This window comes from Pseudomonas sp. FW305-20 (assembly GCF_058788075.1).
Window position 1 is genome coordinate 269,556 of record NZ_JBYTAJ010000002.1, and the last position, 22,793, is coordinate 292,348.

Consider the following 22,793-nt stretch of genomic DNA (forward strand, 5'->3'; position numbering starts at 1 on the left):
GGTTGAATCATGACCATTCATTCCTGGGAAAAACTCTATCTAGATGACTTGAGCCTGGGTCAGCAGTTCGAAAGCGACAGCCTGCGTGTCCATCGAGCGTCGATGCTGGCCTTTGCTCAGGAATTCGACCCGCAACCGTTTCACCTCGATCCTGAAGCCGCCGAACTGAGCCTGTTCCGTGGTCTGGCAGCCAGTGGCTGGAACACCGCAGCCCTGACCATGAAGTTGTTGGTGGAAAGCGTGCCGTTGGCAGACGGGATCATCGGCCTGGGTATCGAATTGAGCTGGCCGACGCCAACCTACCCGGACGATCTGTTGCGCCTGCAATGCACCGTTCAGGCCATCGATCCGTCCAGCACCAAGCCGGACCGGGGTGTGGTGACCCTGTTCATGGAAACACTCAATCAAAACGATAAGGTCGTGCAACGAGCCACCGGCAAACTGCTGGTGTTCAGAAGACCGGCGCCTGATTGAGACAGTAGTCATGGGTATATGGAGCGGGCGTGAGCGGCAAGGCGTCTTGCCGTTGCACTGAGCGCGTTCCTTGTCGATTGCAGGGGCGGGAGGCGGCGTTGTGAAAACATTCCTGCTCATGCCTGGCGCTTCAACGCTGAACATGTTGCGCCAAGCGTGCCTGCAACGCCGTGATGCGGTGCCGCCAACGTTAACCGAAAAAGCGCTTATTCCAGGCATTCCAGATGCCCGCTACTGGCTGGACCAGGACCTGACGCCGTTCATTCGGGATGTGAGTCAGGCCAACCTTCGAGAAGCCGAAGCGCTTGCCAGCGCAGGGATGCCCAATGACACCCTGCCGTTGGCCAGCATGTTGGCCGTTTCCGGGGGCGGCGATGCCGGCACATTCGCCGGGGGCATCATTGCGGGGTGGACCCAGCATGGGTCTCGTCCCGTGTTCAAAGTCGTCACCGGCATCAGCGCTGGCGCCCTGGTCGCCCCATTTGCCTACCTGGGGCCCCAGTACGACAGTGTCATTCTGGGTATCTGCAATGCAGTCGGTCCAAAAGACATTTTCCATCCGCGCAATATGCTGACCCGTCTTGCCAGCGATGGTATGGCGCACAGCAAGCCACTGTCGCGGCTGATTGCACAGCACATTACCGCCGAGGTTCTTGCGGCGATCGCCTCGGAATACGCCAAAGGACGCCTTCTGATGATCGGCACCACCGATCTCGATTCAGGGCGCCCGGTCACCTGGAACATGGGCGCTATTGCCTCAAGCCAGGCACCGGGCGCGCTCGACCTGTTTCGCAACATCATGATCGCGTCGATGAGTATTCCCGGCGCAGTCTCACCGGTCATGATCGATGTGGAGGTTGACGGCCAACAGTTTCAGGAAATGCACGTGGACGGAGGCGTCCTGACTCAGGTGTTTCTCTATCCACCTGGCACTGTGATGGCGCTGAACCGCGTGACCGGGGCGCGTTTGCGTGATGAACGGCATTTCTATGTCATTCGCAACGGCAAATTGGAGCTGCAATGGTCCGGAACCAAGCGTCGCACCTTGAGCATCGGCGGTCGCGCCATCAGCGCGTTGATCCAGACTCAGGGGATCAGCGATCTGGATCGGATTTACCGAATTGCACAGCAGGATGGCGCGGACTTCAATCTGGCGTACATCGGCTCCGACTTTGATATTTCCCGTAATCACAGATTCGATGGCGAGTACATGAAGCGCTTGTTCGAATACGCCTTTGAACTCAGCGCGAAAGGCTATCCGTGGCATAAATCGCCGAGTACGTGAGGGAGGGCCGGCGCTCTACCCGATACCGATCCGTAACACGATTTGTAGCAGCTGCCGAGCCTGCGAGGCTGCGTTCGGCTGCGCAGCAGTCGTGAGTCCGGCTGACGCGGTATGTCTGACGTACTGCAAATGACTGATTTACGACTGCTGCGAAGCCGAACGCAGCCTCGCAGGCTCGGCAGCTGCTACAAAAGTGTTGCGGCTGAAATACGGAAATAGCGGCGCTTGATTTTTCGGACTTGTCTCGGAGAAATCAGCTGACCGGTTCAGCCGTACAACTCATCGCCCCTGAACCTGGTTTCTGGAAAATCACCCCGTTGCCGTCTTGCCAGAAGCGGTAGCTCCCCTGGGAATCCTTGCCTGTGTATTGGGTTCCCGAATCACTCGGCACCTGGTTCAGGGTGATCGAGGTGTTCGCCCATTTCAGGTACACGACGCCTGGCTGCGTATTAAAGAAGGTGGCGGCAATCAGTGGGGTTAACCCGGTACACCGAAAAGCCAGGGGGCCTTCGGTGAGCCTGTCTGGATCCTTGGTTCTCACAATGGCCGAGCCTTGGCGCAGCTGGTGCGCGCGCTCGGCATAACTTCGGATCGTGCACGCCTTGGGCTCAGACGTGGATGCACACTGATTGCGGGAGTCGATCCAGAACTCCTGGTCGATCAAGATTTTATCTGGCCGCGGTACAGACCGTTGATCCGTGAGCGCCAGGCGATAAAGACGCGTCAGTTCGATATCCATCTGCGCCAGTTGCCGATCGCGGCAGATAAGCTTTTCGACGGATGCCTTGGCCGTGGCGCAGTCGAAGCTGGTCTCGAACGATGCCGCCTGGGCGCAGGTGCTCGTCACCGCGCAAACGCTGGCAGCGAGCAGACAGGTGAAAAGGTTGGTGACCGTTTTCATGTTGGCTTCACCCAGATCATTACGTGATCCCCGGAGTGCCATGGAACCTATCGATCCGTTGGACATTGATTCATTCGCATTGGGTGTATCGAGTGTAAGTCAGTGCTCAAAACTTGCCACTCCCGGTCTGGCCTGCGGGGTGCTTTGGACTTAAATTGAACCGCGTTTCACCAGGAGAGCGCTTCCTGCTCTTTCGATATGTGGCCAGTGAAGGCACAATGCGCATCCTTTTTTGGCTGGCCTTGCCGGAGGCGCCTCGAAATGATCAAAACGCCGTACTACCTCATCGATAAACAGAAGCTGCTGGCGAACATGCAGAAGATCGCCTACGTGCGCGAACAGTCCGGGGCCAAGGCCCTGCTGGCACTCAAGTGCTTCGCCACCTGGTCGGTGTTCGACCTGATGCAGCAATACATGGACGGCACCACGTCGTCGTCGCTTTACGAGCTCAAGCTCGGTCGACAGAAATTCGCTGGCGAGACCCACGCCTACAGCGTGGCCTGGGCCGACGACGAGATCGAGGAGATGCTCGAAAACTGCGACAAGATCATCTTCAACTCCATCGGTCAGTTGCAGCGCTACACCGAGGCTTCGGCCGGCAAGGTGCGTGGCCTGCGGGTCAACCCGCAGGTGAGCAGCTCGGATTATCTGCTGGCTGACCCCGCGCGACCGTTCAGCCGTCTGGGCGAGTGGGACCCGGTGAAGATCGAGCAGGTCATCGGGCAGATCTCTGGCTTCATGTTCCACAACAATTGCGAGAACGGTGATTTCGGCCTGTTCGACCAGATGCTGTGCACCATCGAAGAACGCTTTGGCGACTTGCTGCACAAGGTCGAGTGGGTCAGCCTCGGTGGCGGTATCCATTTCACAGGTGAAGGCTACGCACTGGACGAGTTCTGCGCGCGCCTCAAGGCTTTCTCGCAAAAATACGGCGTTCAGGTCTACCTGGAACCGGGCGAAGCGGCCATCACGCAGAGCGCGTCGCTGGAAGTCACCGTGCTCGACACCCTCTACAACGGCAAGCACCTGGCGGTTGTGGACAGCTCCATCGAAGCGCATATGCTCGATCTGCTGATCTATCGCCTGAATGCCAAGCTGGCGCCTAGCGAGGGTGAGCACACGTACATGGTGTGCGGCAAATCCTGCCTGGCCGGAGACATTTTCGGTGAATATCAGTTTGATCGTCCGCTGGCGATTGGGGATCGGCTGTCGTTCATCGATGCAGCGGGCTACACCATGGTCAAGAAGAACTGGTTCAACGGCCTGAAAATGCCGTCCATCGTAGTGAAACAACTCGACGGTACAGTCGAAGTGGTTCGTGAGTTTGATTACAACGACTACATGTCCAGCCTTTCGTAAGCTGGCAGAGAAGGAGAGAGAGAAAAATTGAAGAAGAACGTGCTTATCATTGGTGCAGGAGGTGTCGCCAAGGTGGTGGCCCACAAGTGCGCGCAGCACAACGATGAACTCGGTCGTATTGCTATCGCGTCGCGCAACATCTCCAAGTGCCAGGCCATCATCGACAGCGTCAAGGCCAAGGGCAGCCTCAAAGTGCCCGCCGAAATCCAGGCCTTCTCGCTGAACGCCCTGGATGTCGAAGCGACCAAGACGCTGATCCGCGAAACCGGATCGCAGATCGTCATCAACGTCGGTTCCGCGTTCCTCAACATGTCGGTGCTGCGCGCCTGCATCGATACCGGCGTGGCCTATCTGGACACCGCCATTCACGAAGAACCAGGCAAAGTCTGCGAGACGCCGCCCTGGTATGGCAACTACGAGTGGAACCACCTCGAAGAGTGCAAAGAGAAGAACATTACCGCCATTCTCGGCGTGGGCTTCGACCCGGGTGTGGTCAACGCCTATGCAGCACTGGCGCAACAACAGTATTTCGACCGCATTGATTCGATCGACATTCTCGACGTCAACGCCGGTTCCCATGGCAAGTATTTCGCCACCAATTTCGACCCGGAAATCAATTTCCGCGAATTCACCGGACAAGTGTGGAGCTGGCAGAACAGCCAGTGGACCAGCAACACGATGTTCGAAGTCAAACGCACCGACGACCTGCCGGTCGTCGGCGAGCAGAACCTGTACCTGACCGGCCACGATGAAGTGCACTCGCTGTCGAAGAACCTCGACGTGCCCAACGTGCGTTTCTGGATGAGCTTCGGCGAACACTACATCAATGTGTTCACCGTACTCAGGAACCTTGGCTTGCTCTCCGAGCAACCGGTCAAGACCGCCGAAGGCCTGGAAGTCGTGCCGCTGAAACTGGTCAAGGCCGTGCTCCCTGATCCGAGCTCGCTGGCGCCTGGCTACACCGGCAAAACCTGCATTGGCGACCTGGTCAAGGGCACCAAGGATGGCCAGCCGCGCGAAGTGTTCATCTACAACGTGGCTGATCATGAAGACGCTTATGCGGAAACTGACAGCCAGGGCATTTCCTATACCGCAGGCGTGCCGCCCGTGGCCGCAGCCTTGCTGGTCGCCCGTGGCGAGTGGGACGTGCAGCGCATGGCCAACGTCGAGGAGCTTGCGGCCGAGCCGTTCCTCAAGGCGCTGGATGTGATGGGCCTGCCGACCCGCATCAAGGACGAAAATGGAGATCGTCCGTGGAGCTGAAACGCCTGAGGCTCCTGAAATACAGGTGAGTCTCGTTTCCCGCTCCAGCTAAAGATCTACAGAGCGCCATTGAATTCTGTAAATCATTGAAATCAGGACCTTCGGGTCCTTTTTTCGTTCCGGCGCGAACCACTGAAATCCATCCTGGCTTCGACGTCGGCAGTCTCTTGCGCGTTGTTCATCGCCGGGTTGTTGCAGGGGTAATGCTCGTTGCCTGAGGCGATCCGGCCGATTGCCGTACGTAGTGGTACGGCATGATCTAAGCTCCACAATGGATGGCTTCTCGAGCAGGGGTTTCAATGCGAAGCACACCTGAAAACAGCCTGCAAAATGCGTTGAAAGCCTGTAGAGACAGCTTCATTTCTGTGGGTTTTTTCAGTCTTTTCATCAACGCGCTAATGCTCGTTCCTATCTTCTACATGCTTCAGGTGTATGGGAGAGTGCTGAGCAGTAGAAGTCTGACGACCCTGGCAATGCTGACGCTGATCATGACCTTGCTGGTGGTCACGCTCGGCTCACTGGAATGGGTTCGTTCTCGGATCATGGTCCGGGTCAGCACCCGGCTGGATGTGTTGCTCAGTCGCCAGGTCTATAAGGCCAGTTTCAAACGGGCACTGGACAGTGGCGGCATGGATGCTTCGGCCCAGTCGCTGAACGACTTGACGGGCTTGAGGCAGTTTCTCTCCGGTAATGGATTGTTCGCCTTTTTCGATGCGCCCTGGTTGCCGATCTATATCGCGGTGATGTTCCTGTTTCATCCCTGGTTTGGCTGGGTCGCGACGGGCAGTGCGCTGTTGTTGCTGTTACTCGCGTTTATCAATGAGCGGCTGACGGGACCGGCACTGGCCCAGGCCAACAAGGAGCATATTGGCGCGACGCTCTACACCACGAAAAATCTGCGCAACGCTGAAGTCATCGAGTCCATGGGCATGCTTGAAACCCTGATGGACCGTTGGGGGCGTCGGCAAAGGAACGTCCTGTTGCTGCAGTCCCGGGCGAGCGATAGAGGGGCCATAGTCAGTACGATTTCCAAATCCTTCCGTATCCTCGTGCAATCACTGGTCCTTGGACTGGGGGCGTACCTGGCCGTGGAGCAGCAGTTGGGGGTAGGCCTGGTGTTTGCCGGGTCCGTGCTGCTGGGGCGCGCATTGGCCCCCATTGATCTGATCATCGGCAGCTGGAAGGGTTTTATTGCGGCCCGCTCGCAGTACGCCCGTCTCAACGACATTCTCGACAAACAACTGGCTCAGCCCGAGCGTATGTCCTTGCCTGCGCCTCAGGGGCACGTGCAAGTGGAAAACCTGGTGGTCACGGCACCTGGTTCGAAAACCCCGATCATCAAAAACATCAGCTTCAGCGTACCTGCCGGCTGCATGGTGGGAATCATTGGCCCAAGTGCCGCGGGCAAGTCGACCCTGGCCAGGGCACTGATGGGAGTATGGGTCCCGCAGCATGGGGTGGTCCGCCTGGATGGGGCCGACATCAGCGCGTGGGACAAACATGAGCTTGGGCCGCATATCGGTTACTTGCCCCAGGACATTGAATTATTCGAAGGCAGCGTCAGCGAGAACATTGCGCGCTTCGCCGAGGTCGATTCCGAGAAAGTCATTCTGGCCGCCAGGACTGCTGGCGTTCACGAAATGATTTTGCTGTTGCCGGATGGCTACGACACCGTCATTGGCAGCGAAGGGGTCATGCTGTCGGGAGGACAGCGCCAGCGCATAGGACTGGCCCGCGCTCTGTATGGCAACCCACGGCTGATTGTTCTCGACGAGCCCAATTCCAATCTCGACGAAGTCGGTGATCGCGCCCTGGCAGCAGCCATCCAGCAGCTCAAGCGGAATGGCGCGACCCTGTTTGTGATTACCCACCGAACCAACATCGTGTCGCAACTTGACCGGTTGATGGTGATGACCGACGGCGTTATCAGCCTCTATGGGCCACGCGAGCACGTGCTGGCCAAACTCAACGCGCAGCAGCAGGTACAAAAGCACACCGCGCAAGCCGGCGCCAACATGGCTTCGGTCGCTACCAGCAAGGACGATGCGGATGGACCGTACGATGCCCAATCGTCAAATTGACAGCTTCGCCGACCTGCCGGTATCCGACCGAAAAATCCGTCGCCTGGGTTTTGGCATTGTCGGGGTGATCTTCGGCCTGTTTGGCACTTGGGCGGCGCTCGCGCCGCTGGACGGTGCCGCTTACGCGCCTGGCGTGGTCACCGTGCAGTCTTACCGCAAAACGGTCCAGCATCTGGAAGGGGGCATCGTCAAAGCGGTGTTGGTCCATGACGGTGACATCGTCAAGCGGGATGATCCACTGATCATTCTCGATGATGCCCAGTTGCGCTTCGAATACGAGATGACCCGAAGCCAGCTCGTCGCGGCCAGAGCCATGGAAGCAAGACTCCGGGCGGAGCGCGACGCGCTGTCGGCAATCAGCTTTGGGGAGATAGCCGATCCCTCCAGTGTGCGAGGTGTGGAAGCGCGCCAAGGCGAGACCCAGGTGTTCAATGCCCGGCAGGGCTCAAGGCTGGGCCAGATTTCGGTGTTGAAAGAGCGCATTGGCCAGTTGCATCAACAAATCAAGGGACTGGAATCGATGATCGCTGCCAAGGTTCACCTGGAGAAATCCTACAGCGGTGAAATCGGTGAATTGACCGACCTGCTCAAGCAAGGGTTCGTTGACAAACAACGTCTGATTGAGCAGGAGCGCAAGCTGGGAATGCTCAGGTCGGAAGTGGCCGATCACCGTTCAACCATCAACAGGACTCGTCTGCAGATCAACGAAACACAGCTGCAGATTCTGCAAATCGACAAGGATTTCAATGCCGAGGTCGTCAAGCAGCTGGCCGAAGTGCAAACCAGGATGTACGACCTGCAAGAGAAAACCTCAGCCCTGGAAGACCGGCTCAGCCGTATCGTCATCCGCTCACCCGACGCGGGCATGGTGATTGGCATGACCGTGCACACCATTGGTGGCGTCGTGCGCCCGGCAACGCCGCTGCTGGACATTGTTCCATCGGTTTCCGAACTGGTCATAGAGGCCCAGGTGGACCCGATGGATATTGATCGCATCGCCATCGGCAAGCGTGCCGATATCCGTTTCGCCGCGTTCAACAGCTCGACCACTCCGGTAATCGAAGGCGAGGTCAGCGGCGTATCGGCTGACCGACTGACCAATGAAAAGTCCGGGGCTGCCTATTATCTGGCGCGGATCCGGGTCACCGAAGCCGGTGCGCAGACCCTGGGTGAGCGCAAGTTGCTGCCGGGGATGCCGGCGGACGTGTTGATCATCACCGGGCAGCGCACGCTGTTGCAGTACTTGGTGCAGCCGGCTCGCGATGCCCTGTCTCAATCGATGATCGAGGAATAACCGTGCGCGCGTCGGCAGTTCTGCTGGGCGGTCTGCTGATGCTTGCAGCGGGTGCCGCGCTGGCGCAAACCCCGGCAGCAACACCAAACGGGGTCAGCGCCTCGACGTTTTCCACCGACCTCATGCAGTTGTATCGCGAGGCGCGACTGGAGGATCCGCGGATATTGGCTTCCTTTGCACAAGCGCAGGCGGGCCGGGAACATCAGCGCGAGGCCATGGGGGCGCTGTTTCCGCAGGTATCGATGAACGCCGGGACGAATCGGATTCACCAGGAAAACGACCTGGTGCAGCAGAGTTACGATAGCGAAAGCTACAGCCTGGTGTTGCGTCAGTACCTCTACAACAAGGTCGCATGGGAGAACTATCAGAAATTCAAAAGCCTGGCCAGGCAGTCCGAATCTGAGGCGTTGGAAGCCCAGGCCGAGGCCACCGTGGAGTTGGCCCGGCGTTACTTCACCGCATTGGCGGCCGAGGATGAACTGGAGTTGGTGAGGGCGGAACGTCGAACCACGCAAAAGAGCCTGGACCGAGTCAATGCGTTGTACGAAAAGCAGTTGGCATTGATTACCGACCAACTCGACCTCAAGGCCCGGGTCGATTTGCTCGCTGCGCAGGAGCTGGATGCCCGCAACCAGGCCAGTATCAGTCGCGAGGCATTGGCGGAGATCGTCGGCCGGCCAGTCAAGGAGAAGCTCAACCGGATTCGCGATGACGTGCAACTACGGGTTTCGGCGCAGAGCCTTGAAACCTGGGTGCGCGAGGGTATGGCGCTAAACCCTGCACTCAAGGCCAACGAAAGCGGTGTCGAAGCGGCAGGCGCTGCGTTGCGCAGCGGTAAGGGCGGGCACTATCCGACCCTGAGTCTGAGCCTGAGCGCACAAGAGACAAACGAAGGCTACAACAATGCCCTGACGCCGCGCACAGACAGTTATGTCGCCGGCATTGGCGTTCAGGTGCCGCTGTACAGCGGTGGCTCGACCTCGGCGCGGGTCCGTGGTCTCTACCAGGATCAGATTACCGCCGAGCAGGAACTGGAAGCGATCCGGCGCCGGGTGGTCAAAGAGATCACCAGCGCTTACCTGACCGCCAATTCGAGCGTAGAAAAGATCAGCGCGAGCCGAAATGCCCTGAGCTCGGCACAGCTGTCCAGGGTGGCGGCAGAGAAAGCGCTCAATTACGGAATGGTCAATGCCGTCGATGTACTAGCCAGCGTACGCAACGAATTCCGGGCTCGTCGTGATCTGCTCAAGACGCAATATGAGTTCGTCACCAATGTCCTCACGCTCAATCGCTGGGCGGGAAAGTCGCCTGCCGAAAGTGTCGAAAGCGTTAATGCCTGGCTGGGCCCCGTCAGCGCCAGCCAAAACCTGACATCCCCCTGATCCTGCCGCAATACCGACTGTGGATCCCGCCCAAACTGAACGCCAATTTCAGCCTGACCTCCAGCAGTTCTGGCGGTGGTTGCATGGCTCGGCGAGACAGGCTTCGCCGAAAAATTGACGCCAGAGTTTATTCTGTGCTGGCTTCACGCCACTTGTCGGTTAGTTGACGATTTTGATCAGATTCAGGCTTAGGTCGCAGGTCTTCCGCAGCGAGCCTAAGACCTTGATTTCTTGAGGTTGAGGGCACCCGTGGGAAGATTTACGGGGCTATGCGCATGAGGTTTGAGGTGACGGCTGATGGAATGGGCGGGCGGGTAGTGCGCTGGGCTGGCCTAGACTCAGTTCAGTGGCTGGAGGGAGCACATCCACATGCGCAAGCTATTGATTGTTGTTCCTATTTAAGTTTTTTCGATAGCTTGCCCGGGTTTTGCAAACGTCCTCAACTTCAGCCGGTGACGCTAGTGTCCCTTGGGCCTGTCGGCGCTCGTATCTGTTCTTCGATCGCGCGGACCAAGTGAGCGGGCCGCTGATCCAGGAAGTCCAATGGATGGAGGTCATGGTTCATTTTCAAGGGAGTCAGCAAAGTAATGACGACCCACAGAAAACCCATACGCGTGATGCTGATCGATTGTCGCCCCCTCGTGCTCATGGGGCTTCACGACCTGATCAATGCCAGGAAGCCTCAGATGGAAGTGAGCGGCCAGGCCACCACCTATACCAGCGCGCTGGATCTTGCCGATCAGATGCGTCCCAATGTCATTTTTTTCAGTTTCTTTCCAGATGCGCTGAACCCGTTGGAGGTCGTCGCGCAACTCACCCGCAGCGCTGAAATGAAATTACTGGTGCTTAAGGGCTTGTACGAAGCCGTCCCCGTTGCCCAGGCAATAGAGGCGGGCGCTCGCGGCATCGTGCTGGCGGAAGACCCGACAGAATCGATCATCCAGGCCATCATCACGGTCCACCACCGCGACATTGGACTGGATAGAGCCTGGGCCGGTGGGCTTTCCGGCTACGCCGCGACCGGACATATACATTTGAAGTGCAATCTGGAGCAGGCGAAACAAGCGCGGCTGACGTTGCGCGAGAGAGAACTGATTCGCGCCATCGTGGGGGATCCGTCCGCCAAATACATCAGCATCGCCGGGCGCCTGGGCATCAGCGAGCACACCGTGCACAACCACCTCAGCAACATTTATCAAAAGCTTAATCTCATCAACCGCATCGACTTGCTGATGTATGCGCTGAAGCACGGGCTTACCAACGACGAAAAACCACTCGATTCCACTTGGGTGGAAATGGATTTGGCTTCACGTCAAAACAAGACGCTCTGACACCCCTTGGCGCGTCTGGGCCGTCACCGTGTTGTCGTCCCAGAGGATTCAGCACGCAGGCGATCCGCTGCGAGGGTGGTTTGCGCCACCCTCGTATTCTTTACGCGCGCGATACCTCAGGCGCCGCCAAAAACAATGTCGCTAGCCAGAACATCGACCCCGACCAAGGTGATGGTGGTTGTTTGTCCGCCATCCTCGGCAATCGTCACGATGCTGTCTGCGCCGGAGATGTCGATCGATTGGACCACGGCATTCTGGTCGCCGTTGAGCACCAGCGTGTCTCGCAGGCTTGGGTCCGCATCGAAGCCGGTGACCTGGTACAGGTTCTCATCGACTGACAAATCAATGTTGAAGGCATCACGCTCTCCGCCTGTACCAACCAGCGTGAAGTCGAAGAGCGCGTTGGCCGGGTCGTTGGCGAACAGGTTGGCGTCAAACGTACTCGTCGCCGAGTCCCCATCCTTGTCCGTCAGCGTCGCGCTGAACGCCAGCTGGAGATCGCTGGCCAGGTTCTCGGACTCCTGAATGAACTCGATCACCGGGATCTTGATCACGCCCAGGCCCATCGTGAGCTGAACCGCGTCAATGAGCTTGGAGTCCACTCGCTCGATGAGGAAGGACGTCTGTCCTCCATCCTCCGAGGTCAGGTCAGCGGCAAGAACCTTCGTCGGCGAACCCGACGTCGTGCCGTCAGCGTAGAAGATCGTGTAATACAGTTCCTCCGTTGCCGGGTCATACCCCTGCACCGAGTTGTCGATGAAAACTTTCAGGCCCGTCAACAAGGTCTCGGGATTGATGACGAAACTCTCGTCACCGGCATTGATGCCTGCCGTCCCGTTTCCATCCAGGTTGTTGTTGGCAATACCGATGCCGGAGGTGCTGACGTTCATGTTCGCGGTGCCGATGAATGCAAACCCGCCGGCTTCTATTTGCGTTTCGGTGAGGTCGGGCGCTCCCACGGTGATGGCGGAAAATATTTCGCCTGCGGTAGTGGTCGCGTTAACACCAAAAAAGACAATCTCCTCAGAGGGCGAAGGAATAGTCGGCGGATTCTGCGGCGGAATTAACAATGTGCGCACGGGATCCGGGCCACCGGCACCGAGCGAGCCGTCTTCAGAGCTCTGGACGATCGTCGAACCGAAGCCTTGCTCAAGATCCAGTGCATAGCTGCCATTGGCATAGGCGGTCAACGTGTAGTCGACGCTGGTATCCGCTGTATTGGCGTTATTGTCGAAATCGCCGGTCAACGTCCCTGCGAATTGGTACGCGCCATTGGCATCCGGTGAGGGCGTCTGCTCGGTGAGCGTGCCGGTCCCGGTCGAGGTCGTGTTATCTGGCCTGACGATGGTGAACTCACCATTCACCAACGAGATATTCAGACCGGTCGTACCCAGCCCGTCGGCTCCGGCCGAGTTGTTCCAGAACCCATATTGAGCAAGGACGCTACCGGTCCCGATCAGGTTGCCGAATGCGAGCGATGGGCCGTCGTCCTTGAATATCAGGTTTTGCCCGATATTGAGGGTCGCCTGGGCACTGTCGCCGTCGCCATCGGTCTTGGTCCCTATCAGTGTCACTAGATTGTCCGCCGATAGAGTCTTCGAATCATCGGGATTGGTGGCATCGGGGTGCACCACGGCGCGGATCTGGTCGAGTGTGACATCACCATTGGCGGCCACGCTCACCGTGAATACCAGATCGTTGCTCGTCGCCGTGCGGCCTTGCACCACGCCGCCGTTGAGCGACAGGTTTACCGCCTGGCCGGTGGCCGTATCCACCAACCCCGACGCACCGGCCACCACGGCCAGCGCATAGGTCAGTGTGCCCGCGCCATCAGCGCCAAACGCTGAACTGAAGTTGGCGGCAAAGTTCTGGGTGGCGTTGGTTGCCAGTACCGTCTCGTCCACTGTCAACGTCGGCTCGGTGCCGGTGGTGCTGATGCTCGGCCCATCGTCCTTGAACACCAGGTTCTGCCCGATGTTGAGGGTCGCCTGGGCACTGTCACCGTCGCCATCGGTCTTGGTTGCCGTCAGCGTTACCAGATTGTCAGCGGTCAGCGTTTTCGAATCATCGGGATTGGTGGTGTCGGGATGTACCACGGCGCGGATCTGGTCGAGCGTGACGTCACCATTGGCGGCCACGCTCACCGTGAATACCAGATCGTTGCTCGTCGCCGTGCGGCCTTGCACCACGCCGCCGTTGAGCGACAGGTTTACCGCCTGGCCGGTGGCCGTATCCACCAACCCCGACGCACCGACCACCACGCCCAGCGCATAGGTCAGTGTGCCGGCGCCATCAGCGCCAAACGCCGAGCTGAAGTTGGCGGCAAAGTTCTGGGTGGCGTTGGTCGCCAGCACCGTCTCGTCCACTGTCAACGTCGGCTCCGTGCCGGTGGTGTTGATGCTCGGCCCATCGTCCTTGAACACCAGGTTTTGTCCGATGTTGAGGGTCGCCTGGGCACTGTCGCCGTCGCCATCGGTCTTGGTTGCCGTCAGCGTTACCAGATTGTCAGCGGTCAACGTCTTCGAATCATCGGGATTGGTGGTGTCGGGATGCACCACGGCGCGGATCTGGTCGAGCGTGACGTCACCATTGGCGGCGACGCTCACTGTGAACACCAGCTCATTGCTCGTGGCGGTGCGACCTTCCACCACTGTGCCGTTGAGCGACAGATTCACCGCTTGACCAGTGGCCGTGTCGGTCAGCCCCGAGGCACCGGCTACCACGCCCAGCACATAGGTCAGTGTGCCCGCGCCATCAGCACCAAACGCCGAGCTGAAGTTGGCGGCAAAGCTCTGGGTGGCGTTAGTCGCCAGCACCGTCTCGTCCACCGTCAACGTCGGCTCCGCACCGGTGGTGCTGATGCTCGGCCCGTCGTCCTTGAACACCAGGTTCTGCCCGATGTTGAGGGTCGCCTGGGCACTGTCGCCGTCGCCATCGGTCTTGGTTGCCGTCAGCGTTACCAGATTGTCAGCGGTCAACGTCTTCGAATCATCGGGATTAGTGGTGTCGGGATGCACCACGGCGCGGATCTGGTCGAGCGTGACGTCACCATTGGCGGCGACGCTCACCGTGAATACCAGATCGTTGCTGGTGGCCGTGCGGCCTTGCACCACGCCGCCGTTGAGCGACAGGTTCACCGCCTGGCCAGTGGCCGTGTCGGTTAGCCCCGACGCACCGACCACCACGCCCAGCGCATAGGTCAGCGTGCCGGCGCCATCAGCGCCAAACGCCGAACTGAAGTTGGCGGCAAAGTTCTGGGTGGCGTTGGTCGCCAGCACCGTCTCGTCCACTGTCAGCGTCGGCTCCGTGCCGGTGGTGCTGATGCTCGGCCCGTCGTCCTTGAACACCAGGTTCTGTCCGATGTTGAGGGTCGCCTGGGCACTGTCGCCGTCGCCATCGGTCTTGGTCGCCGTCAGCGTTACCAGATTGTCCGCCGATAGAGTCTTCGAATCATCAGGATTGCTGGCATCGGGGTGTACCACGGCGCGGATCTGGTCGAGCGTGACGTCACCATTGGCGGCCACGCTCACCGTGAATACCAGATCGTTGCTCGTCGCCGTGCGGCCTTGCACCACGCCGCCGTTGAGCGACAGGTTTACCGCCTGGCCGGTGGCCGTATCCACCAACCCCGACGCACCGGCCACCACGGCTAGCGCATAGGTCAGTGTGCCGGCGCCATCAGCGCCAAACGCCGAACTGAAGTTGGCGGCAAAGTTTTGGGTGGCGTTGGTCGCCAGCACCGTCTCGTCCACTGTCAACGTCGGCTCCGTGCCGGTGGTGTTGATGCTCGGCCCATCGTCCTTGAACACCAGGTTTTGTCCGATGTTGAGGGTCGCCTGGGCACTGTCGCCGTCGCCATCGGTCTTGGTCGCTATCAGCGTTACCAGATTGTCAGAGGTCAGCGTTTTCGAATCATCGGGATTAGTGGTGTTGGGGTGCACCACGGCGCGGAGTTGGTCGAGCGTGACATCACCATTGGCGGCGACGCTCACCGTGAACACCAAATCGTTGCTGGTGGCCGTGCGACCTTCCACCACTGTGCCGTTGAGCGACAGGTTTACCGCCTGGCCGGTGGCCGTATCCACCAACCCCGACGCACCGGCCACCACGGCCAGCGCATAGGTCAGTGTGCCGGCACCATCAGCGCCAAACGCTGAGCTGAAGTTGGCGGCGTAGTTCTGGGTGGCGTTGGTCGCCAGCACCGTCTCGTCCACTGTCAGCGCCGGCTCGGTGCCGGTGGTGCTGATGCTCGGCCCATCGTCCTTGAACACCAGGTTTTGTCCGATGTTGAGGGTCGCCTGGGCGCTGTCGCCGTCGCCATCGGTCTTGGTCGCCGTCAGCGTCACCAGGTTGTCAGAGGTCAGCGTTTTCGAATCATCGGAATTGGTGGTGTCGGGATGCACCACGGCGCGGATCTGGTCGAGCGTGACGTCACCGTTGGCGGCGACACTCACCGTGAACACCAAATCGTTGCTGGTAGCCGTGCGACCTTCCACCACGGTGCCGTTGAGCGACAGGTTTACCACCTGGCCGGTGGCCGTATCCACCAGCCCCGACGCACCCGCCACCACGCCCAGCGCATAGGTCAGTGTGCCAGCGCCATCGGCGCCAAACGCTGAGCTGAAATTGGCGGCAAAGTTCTGGGTGGCGTTGGTTGCCAGCACCGTCTCGTCCACCGTCAGCGTCGGCTCGGTGCCGGTGGTGCTGATGCTCGGCCCGTCGTCCTCGAAGATCATTTGGGAGCCGATTTCGGTTTTCGAAACAGAGGCCTGGACCAGCGTGAAACCACCGATATCAAAATCGGCGTGGTTATTACCCTTGGCGTCGAGGGCTGCCCCGTTCTCGACGAGGACGCGGTTGTGATCCGTCGTTGTGGTGTATTCAATCTGGTAGCCGGCCAAAACGCCGGTGATGGTTGCAACCCCACCAGTCAAGCTGATGCCAATGGCCGCGTCATTCACCGATCCGTTTGAATTCTCGATCACCACCCCGGCGCTGTTGAAGACGCGAACATTGGTGATAGCAACCGGCGTATCACCCACATAACCGTTGATGAAGTTCACGCCAGGTTCAGCAGCGGTGGTGAATGCGCTGATTTTTACCACGGCACTCTTGCCGCTTTGCAACTGCACGACGTCGAAGTTGGCCATCTTCGCGTTGAAGACGCCGGTAAAGTCGATGTTGGACTCAAGATCTGCTTCGGTCGGGCTCAGGTTGGGAATGGTCACATCCTGCCTGGCACCGGTGACGAACGAAAAGCGAATGCCATCCTGTTCCGTAATCATCTGGTTGTTGGTGCCGAAAGTGGTCGGGTTGGCCGCCTGGCTGGTGATGATCGTGTCGCCAGTGTTTATATTGGCGCCGCTTGACTGGTCTGCGGGGTTCTTGCCGGTGGCGATGATGGTGGGATCCGTGATCCGCACGACACCATCGACCGTTTCAGTTGTAGGGTTCGCTTTCGTGAACATCAGGAACAGGTTCGCACCGGAGGGCACACCGGCCAAACTGAACTCCAGGTCCTGACTGGCTCCAATGAACACCTTATTCAGCAGATTGAGCGAATCATCGGGATTCGCCGTATCTGTATGCTTGATCGGTTGGTACTCCACGGTCCAGATCTTGCCACCCGAGACCGGCGATCCGGTTTCTTCGATATAGGCCGCGAACACGATCGCTCCGGTCGAGCCACCGGCCCGGCCCAGAACGATGTTGTCGTTGTTCGCATCCGTATAGAGAAGGATGCTGGTGCCATTGAGGGTATCCAGTCCGCTGTCCAGGCCATTAAGCGGTGCGCCATTGGAGTCGACGAAGCTGATATTGGTAATGGTGGCTCCGGGGTCAGCGGTGACGGTGAATGCATTACTCCCTGTGTTGCCCACGGCACCGGTATAGCCACTCAACGCTGCCCCCGTTGCAGTACCGGCACCCAGTGCAGTCAAGCGGGCAGAGAAGATCGAGGGCAGAGACGCCACCAGAATGTCGTTGTCGTTAGCGTCTTCCGCAGGGCTTGGAGTGGCGGCGGCGTTCTGCAACCCGGCCGTTTCGTCCAGCGTCACGTTCGCGCCGGTCGCCACGACGCTCAGAGCGCTGTCTGTAAACGACGTTGTCGCCACTGCGTCGTCACTGGTACCGAACACACGATCGTCGCCCGCAGAGGCCGCGGTGAGCAGAAACGTCGCACCAGCGGAGTCGTCCGGGTTCACGTACCACGAGGTTGTGACGCTGCCGTTGACTTGGCCGTCGAGATCGCCGGCACCGCCGTCGGTCACGTACCAGGGCTCGTGTCCCTCGCCGGTGTCGGTATCGAGCACGTCGTCGGGCGTGCCCCATACGTTATCCGCGCCGGCGCCGGTGGCGTGTTCCACTTCGAGCTTCACTGTGCTGCCCGGTGCGAACCCACCAGCCGTGATGGTGGCGGTGCTGCCGGGCGCGTAGTCGCTCAGGTCGGTGGTGACGGTCGGAGCATATAGGGGGGCACCGGTGTTACCGGCCTGGTTGCTTGTTAGCGATGAGTTTTTTTTGTGATTAGCCATGATTTTCTCCAGAGCAACACGGGCCATCGAGGCCGGACCGTAGACTTTGTACTGCTATGGCTTGCAACTATGTGTAAGCGCCGGGGATTGCGCATCGGCCGATACTCCCAAGCGGGGTGGGAGTTTCAGACTACTCGGGAGGGGAAAAGCGGGATAAGGGCGCGCAGGAACGGTGCCGCATATTCCGCTTGCAAATCAGGACATGGTACGAGGGTTCAAAATCGGTGGGGTTTTATCCGCCATCGTCGCGCTGTGCAACATCTCCGCCCGTCACCCACATGGAAACCCAGACCAGCGAACCGGCACTAACCCGAGGTTGCGCGGTCAGTAATTGGCGCCTGTAGCGACGGGGATCGTCTCTGATAGCGGCACATCAGGCTACGTTTAGCGTTTTCTCCACTGCCTTAGGGCAAAAACCAGCGATGGATTGCGTCCTGGACCGACTATTTCTTTTGCGGGCGACACTTTATGGGTTTGCTTCTCGATCCGCGTCATGACATTGATGCCGCTTTATTAAGCTATCGCCGGGTGTTCTGGTCGCTGGCGCTGTTCAGTGGGGTGATCAACCTGCTGGTGCTGGTGCCGTCGCTCTACATGATGCAGGTGTACGACCGGGTTCTCACCAGCCGCAACGAAACCACCTTGTTCATGCTCACCTTGATCGCCCTGGGCCTGTTCATGTTCAGCGCCCTGATCGAGTGGGTACGCGGTGAGGTGATGATTCGCATGAGCGCGGGGCTGGACGATGCCTTGGGCGAGCGGATTTTCGATGCCGCCTTCGCCCGCAGCCTGCGCGAGCACAACGCCAACCCGGCGCAGGTACTCACCGATCTGGCGACGCTGCGGCAGTTGATCACCGGTCAGGGCCTGATCGCCTTGCTCGATGCGCCGTGGTTGCCAATCTTCCTGCTGGTGGCGTTCATCTTTCACCCCTGGTTCGGCGTGCTGACGCTGGTTCTGGCCCTGGTGCTGATCGGTCTGGCGCTGTGGGGCGAGTTGGCGACTCGCACGCGTTTGGGCGAAGCCAATCGCCTGGGCGTGCAGTCGTCGATCTATGTAAACAGCACGTTACACAATGCCGAAGTCATCCAGGCCCTGGGCATGCTCGGGCCGTTGCGTCAGCGCTGGAGTCTGTTGCAGCAACGCATTGTTGCCGCCCAGGCCCATGCCAGCGACCGCGGCGCGCGTATCACTTCGATGACCCGTTTCGTGCGCATCTCCGGACAGTCTCTGGCCCTGGGCCTGGGGGCGTTGCTGGTGCTTGAAGGCGAATTGTCGGCGGGCATGATGATTGCGATGTCGCTGCTGCTGGGGCGTGCCCTGGCGCCGGTGGAAATTGCCATTGGCTCGTGGAAGCAGTTCAACTCCGGCCGCCAGAGCTACCAGCGCCTGAGCCAGCTGCTGGCCCAGCATCCGCGCGAGCGCCTGCGCATGCCTTTGCCACCGCCCACCGGCGCAGTGCGTTTGGAGCAGTTGTATGTCGGCCCGCCCGGTGCCTCGCAACCGATCCTGCGGGGCATCAATTTCAGCCTGGCCAAAGGTGATGTGCTCGCCGTTGTCGGCCCCAGCGCCAGTGGTAAGTCAACGCTGGCCAGGGCGATGGTCGGAGTATGGCCGGCCATGGGCGGGTCGGTGCGCCTGGACGACGCCGAGATCAGTCAATGGTCCCACGATGCCCTTGGCCCGCACCTTGGATACCTGCCGCAGGACATCGAACTGTTCGATGGCAGTGTGGCCGACAACATTGCCCGCTTCGGCGAGCAGGACGCCGACAAGATCATCGCCGCCGGGCGTCACGCTGGCATTCACGAAATGATCCTCAGGTTCCCCAAGGGTTACGACACACCGCTGGGCCCCGGCGGGCTTGGCTTGTCCGGTGGACAAAAGCAACGCCTCGGCCTGGCTCGCGCGCTCTATGGGCACCCGTCGCTGATTGTGCTCGATGAACCCAATTCCAACCTCGATGAAGCCGGAGATCTGGCACTGGTGCAAGCCATCAGTGTGCTCAAGGCTGCTGGCAGCACCGTGGTGCTGATTACCCACCGGCCTAATGTGCTGGCGGTGGTCGATTCCATCCTGGTGCTCAAGGACGGCACTCAACAAGCATTCGGTCCAAGGGACCAGGTGCTCAAGGCATTGATGCCGGGGCCAAGACCGGCCGCGGTAAAGGAGACTGGCGAAGATGCATGATTTGACCCGTGAGCAGGGGCTGAGCGTGCGCAGCGCCAACACGTTGCCCAGCGCCAGTACCGACGCCGGCGGAGCGGCACGCTATGGCGTGGGTTTCCTGATCCTGACGCTGGGCGGCTTCCTGCTCTGGGCTTGCCTGGCGCCGCTCGACCAGGGTGTCGTGGGCAGCGGCACCGTGGTGGTGGCGGGCGAGCGCAAGGCTGTGCAGTCGTTGGTCGGTGGGGTGGTGGAAAAGCTGCTGGTCAGCGATGGCGATCGCGTCACCCAGGGGCAGTTGCTGGTGCAGTTCAATACAGTGCAGGCGCAGTCGCAACTGGACGTGACCCTGGGCAAGTTGCTCAACGATCGCAGCATTGAAGCGCGATTGATTGCCGAGCGCCTGGGCTCAGCCGAGATCCAATGGCCCGCTGAGCTGCTGGAGCGCGCCGACGAACCGCGGGTCAAGGCCGCCATGGCTTTGCAGAGCCAGTTGTTTCTGACTCGCCGCGCAGAACTGGGCAGCCGCTTGCAGATCATCGAACACGAAGCCGCGGCGTTGCAGCAGCAATTGCACGGCTACGAAGGCGTCAAGCGCAACTACGACGCGCAGATGCGCTTTCAACAGCAGGAGCTGGAAGGTTTGCGTGATTTGGCCCGTGAAGGCTACGTTCCGCGCAACAAACTCTTCGAGTCCGAGCGCAACGCCGCTCAATTGGCCGGGCAGATAGCCTCCGGAGTGGGCGATGTCGGCAGGACCCGCCAGGCGATCAATGAAAGCCGGCTCAAGGCCTTGCAGGCGCAGCAGGAATTTCGCCGCGATGCCGAAACCCAGCTCAGCGAAGTCTCTGCCGAGGCGGCAGGGTATGCCGATCAGATTCGTGCCTTGCAGTTTGAAGTCGACAACGGTGCGATCCGTGCGCCGGTGTCCGGACAGGTCATGGACGTGAGTATTCATACGGTCGGGGGCGTTGCGCAGGCTGGGCAAACCCTGATGCAGGTGGTGCCGCTGGATGCGCCGATGGCGATCACCGCGCGTTTCGAGCCGCTGATGGCCAACAAGTTGCGTCCGGGTCTGCCGGTGCATGTGCATTTCACCGCGCTGCAACGGGTGGATACGCCAACGGTCACCGGCACGGTGACTACGGTGTCGGCGGACCAGTTGATCGATGAGCAGACGCACCAGCCGTACTTTTCCGCCAAGGTCGAAATTCCCGCCGGCACCGTCGCTTCGCTCCAGGCCGCCGGTCTGCTGGTGCGCCCCGGCATGCTCGCCGATGTCACGGTGGTGACGGGGGAACGCACCTTGATGAACTACCTGATGAAACCTTTGCGTGAGCGCTTGCTTGCGGCCTTCAAAGAGGAATGAGCATGACCGACCGTTGTCGCTATCGCTCCCGTGTGCTGCTGGGTTTGTATATCAGCTGGGCCGTGATCAATCCCGTATCGGCCGCCGAAGGAGGCCTGAGCCTGACCGCTGCCTATGACGCCTCGCGCGCTAATGACCCAACCGTGCAATCGGCGGCGCATGCCTTTGATGCTTCGAAGCAGGAGGAGGCGATTGGCCGCGGGGGCCTCTATCCGCAAGTGTCGTTGACGTCGCGCTACGGCTACGGCGGGCGTATCGATGGCGGCGACGACAGCACCTACGTCAACAGTAATGACTACCAGGCAAACAACGTCACTCTGGCGGCGCAACAACCGCTCTATGACAAGGGGCGCTGGGCGGCGTATCAGGAAGGCAAGGCGCGAGGGCAGTTGGGTAACCAGCTATTCGACGTTGCCGGCCAGACCCTGTACGACCGGGTCGCCAAAGGCTACTTCGACGTCGCCCGGGCTGAAAACGAGATCAAGTTGATCGCCCAGCAAAAGGCCGCCATCAGTGGCTTGGTGACACAGAGCAAAAAGCTTTATCAGGGCGGGCAGGGCGCGATCACCGACATTGATGAGGCCCAGGCGCGGCTCGATCTCGTCGAAGCCCAGGAGGCTGAAGCCCAGGCCCGTCGCGTGGCTGCGTTGCGGGCATTGTCCGGTCGCGCCAGCCTGCCTATCGATGACATCCAGCCGATGCGCGAAGAACTCGCCGCCGGTAGCCCGATCCCGCCGGAGCAGGATTTGCCTTACTGGACAGCGATTGCCCGTGAAGCGAGCCCCGAGCTGGCAGCCCGCCTGGCAGCGGTGAAAGTCGCCGAGGCGCAGGCCGACAGCCAGCGCGCCGGGCATCATCCGACCTTGTCGCTGACCACCCAGTTAACCCGTCGGGAAACCCGTCAATACGAGGATCTCGATCCGCGCCAGGACACCTATTACGTGGGGGTGCAGTTGGATATTCCGTTGTATCGCGGCGGGGCGGTACGCGCCTCGGTGGCGAAGGCCGAAGCACAATTGGCCGGTGCCCAGTCTGACTACGATGTGCAGCGTCAACAGTTGGCCGAGGACATCGAAGCCGATTACCTGGGCGTGGTGGCCGGGTTCAGCAAGAGCAAGGCGATGCAGCGGGCGGTGGAGTCCAATCAGCGAGCCCTGACTTCCACGGAAAAAGGCTTTCAGGGGGGCGTGCGTTCCACGGTGGATATTCTTGATGCACAGCAGCGGGTATTCCAGGCCCGCCGAGACCTGCTCAACACCAAACTCGACATGCTGCAAAGCTATGTGAGCCTGCACACCCACACCGGCCAGATGAACCGCGGCGTCCTGGAGCAGGTGCAAAGCCTGTTCTGAAAA

At 59.9% G+C, this 22,793-nt stretch carries 13 protein-coding genes; 11 read left to right on the forward strand and 2 right to left on the reverse strand.

From position 1 onward, the window contains the following. The first annotated feature begins 9 nt into the window (after positions 1–9). Positions 10–474 carry a MaoC family dehydratase gene (locus AC3WP4_RS03140; RefSeq protein ID WP_074876624.1) on the forward strand — a complete coding sequence of 155 codons (465 nt, stop codon included), beginning with the start codon at positions 10–12 and terminating at the stop codon, positions 472–474. A 100-nt stretch (positions 475–574) separates the two neighbouring features. After that, a complete protein-coding gene (locus AC3WP4_RS03145) occupies positions 575–1,759 on the forward strand; it encodes a patatin-like phospholipase family protein (protein WP_074876626.1) in 1,185 nt (394 codons plus the stop codon). Positions 1,760–2,012: 253 nt separating this feature from the next. On the opposite strand, the gene AC3WP4_RS03150 is transcribed toward AC3WP4_RS03145, so the two are convergent. After that, positions 2,013–2,660 carry an MliC family protein gene (locus tag AC3WP4_RS03150; RefSeq protein ID WP_102616626.1) on the reverse strand — a complete coding sequence of 216 codons (648 nt, stop codon included), beginning with the start codon at positions 2,658–2,660 and terminating at the stop codon, positions 2,013–2,015. Between the two features lie 261 nt (positions 2,661–2,921). Between AC3WP4_RS03150 and AC3WP4_RS03155 the strand changes: the two genes are divergently transcribed. The 6 genes from AC3WP4_RS03155 to AC3WP4_RS03180 all read left to right on the forward strand — a co-directional run bounded on the left by AC3WP4_RS03155 (position 2,922) and on the right by AC3WP4_RS03180 (position 11,370). Then, positions 2,922–4,019 (forward strand): carboxynorspermidine decarboxylase, encoded by a 1,098-nt coding sequence (locus tag AC3WP4_RS03155; RefSeq protein WP_074876628.1) that lies wholly within the window; start codon positions 2,922–2,924, stop codon positions 4,017–4,019. 27 nt (positions 4,020–4,046) lie between these two features. Beyond that, the gene (locus tag AC3WP4_RS03160) at positions 4,047–5,282 is read left to right on the forward strand and encodes a saccharopine dehydrogenase family protein (protein ID WP_074876630.1); all 1,236 of its coding nucleotides are present in this window, start codon (positions 4,047–4,049) and stop codon (positions 5,280–5,282) included. Between the two features lie 299 nt (positions 5,283–5,581). Further along, positions 5,582–7,363 carry a type I secretion system permease/ATPase gene (locus tag AC3WP4_RS03165; RefSeq protein WP_102616625.1) on the forward strand — a complete coding sequence of 594 codons (1,782 nt, stop codon included), beginning with the start codon at positions 5,582–5,584 and terminating at the stop codon, positions 7,361–7,363. Continuing rightward, entirely contained in the window at positions 7,344–8,657 is a 1,314-nt protein-coding gene (locus AC3WP4_RS03170; protein WP_102616633.1) for an HlyD family type I secretion periplasmic adaptor subunit, read from the forward strand. The genes AC3WP4_RS03165 and AC3WP4_RS03170 overlap by 20 nt, the downstream gene beginning before the upstream one ends. A 2-nt stretch (positions 8,658–8,659) precedes the next feature. Continuing rightward, on the forward strand, positions 8,660–10,039 hold the full coding sequence (locus AC3WP4_RS03175; RefSeq protein ID WP_074876634.1) for a TolC family outer membrane protein: 1,380 nt from the start codon (positions 8,660–8,662) through the stop codon (positions 10,037–10,039). 587 nt (positions 10,040–10,626) lie between these two features. After that, positions 10,627–11,370: a response regulator transcription factor gene (locus AC3WP4_RS03180; RefSeq protein ID WP_074876636.1), complete on the forward strand. Its 744-nt coding sequence runs from the start codon at positions 10,627–10,629 to the stop codon at positions 11,368–11,370. A gap of 116 nt (positions 11,371–11,486) precedes the next feature. On the opposite strand, the gene AC3WP4_RS03185 is transcribed toward AC3WP4_RS03180, so the two are convergent. Continuing rightward, positions 11,487–17,903: a DUF5801 repeats-in-toxin domain-containing protein gene (locus AC3WP4_RS03185; protein ID WP_492575654.1), complete on the reverse strand. Its 6,417-nt coding sequence runs from the start codon at positions 17,901–17,903 to the stop codon at positions 11,487–11,489. A gap of 468 nt (positions 17,904–18,371) precedes the next feature. Here AC3WP4_RS03185 and AC3WP4_RS03190 point away from each other — a divergent pair, with 468 nt between their 5' ends. The 3 genes from AC3WP4_RS03190 to AC3WP4_RS03200 are packed head-to-tail and all read left to right on the forward strand — an operon-like array spanning position 18,372 to position 22,790. After that, positions 18,372–20,093 carry a type I secretion system permease/ATPase gene (locus AC3WP4_RS03190; protein ID WP_074876638.1) on the forward strand — a complete coding sequence of 574 codons (1,722 nt, stop codon included), beginning with the start codon at positions 18,372–18,374 and terminating at the stop codon, positions 20,091–20,093. Continuing rightward, positions 20,086–21,438 (forward strand): HlyD family type I secretion periplasmic adaptor subunit, encoded by a 1,353-nt coding sequence (locus AC3WP4_RS03195; protein ID WP_074876640.1) that lies wholly within the window; start codon positions 20,086–20,088, stop codon positions 21,436–21,438. Before AC3WP4_RS03190 ends, AC3WP4_RS03195 begins: the two co-directional genes overlap by 8 nt. A 2-nt stretch (positions 21,439–21,440) precedes the next feature. Then, complete coding sequence (locus AC3WP4_RS03200; protein WP_102615500.1) at positions 21,441–22,790, forward strand: TolC family outer membrane protein; 1,350 nt, start codon at positions 21,441–21,443, stop codon at positions 22,788–22,790. Positions 22,791–22,793: the final 3 nt, after the last annotated feature.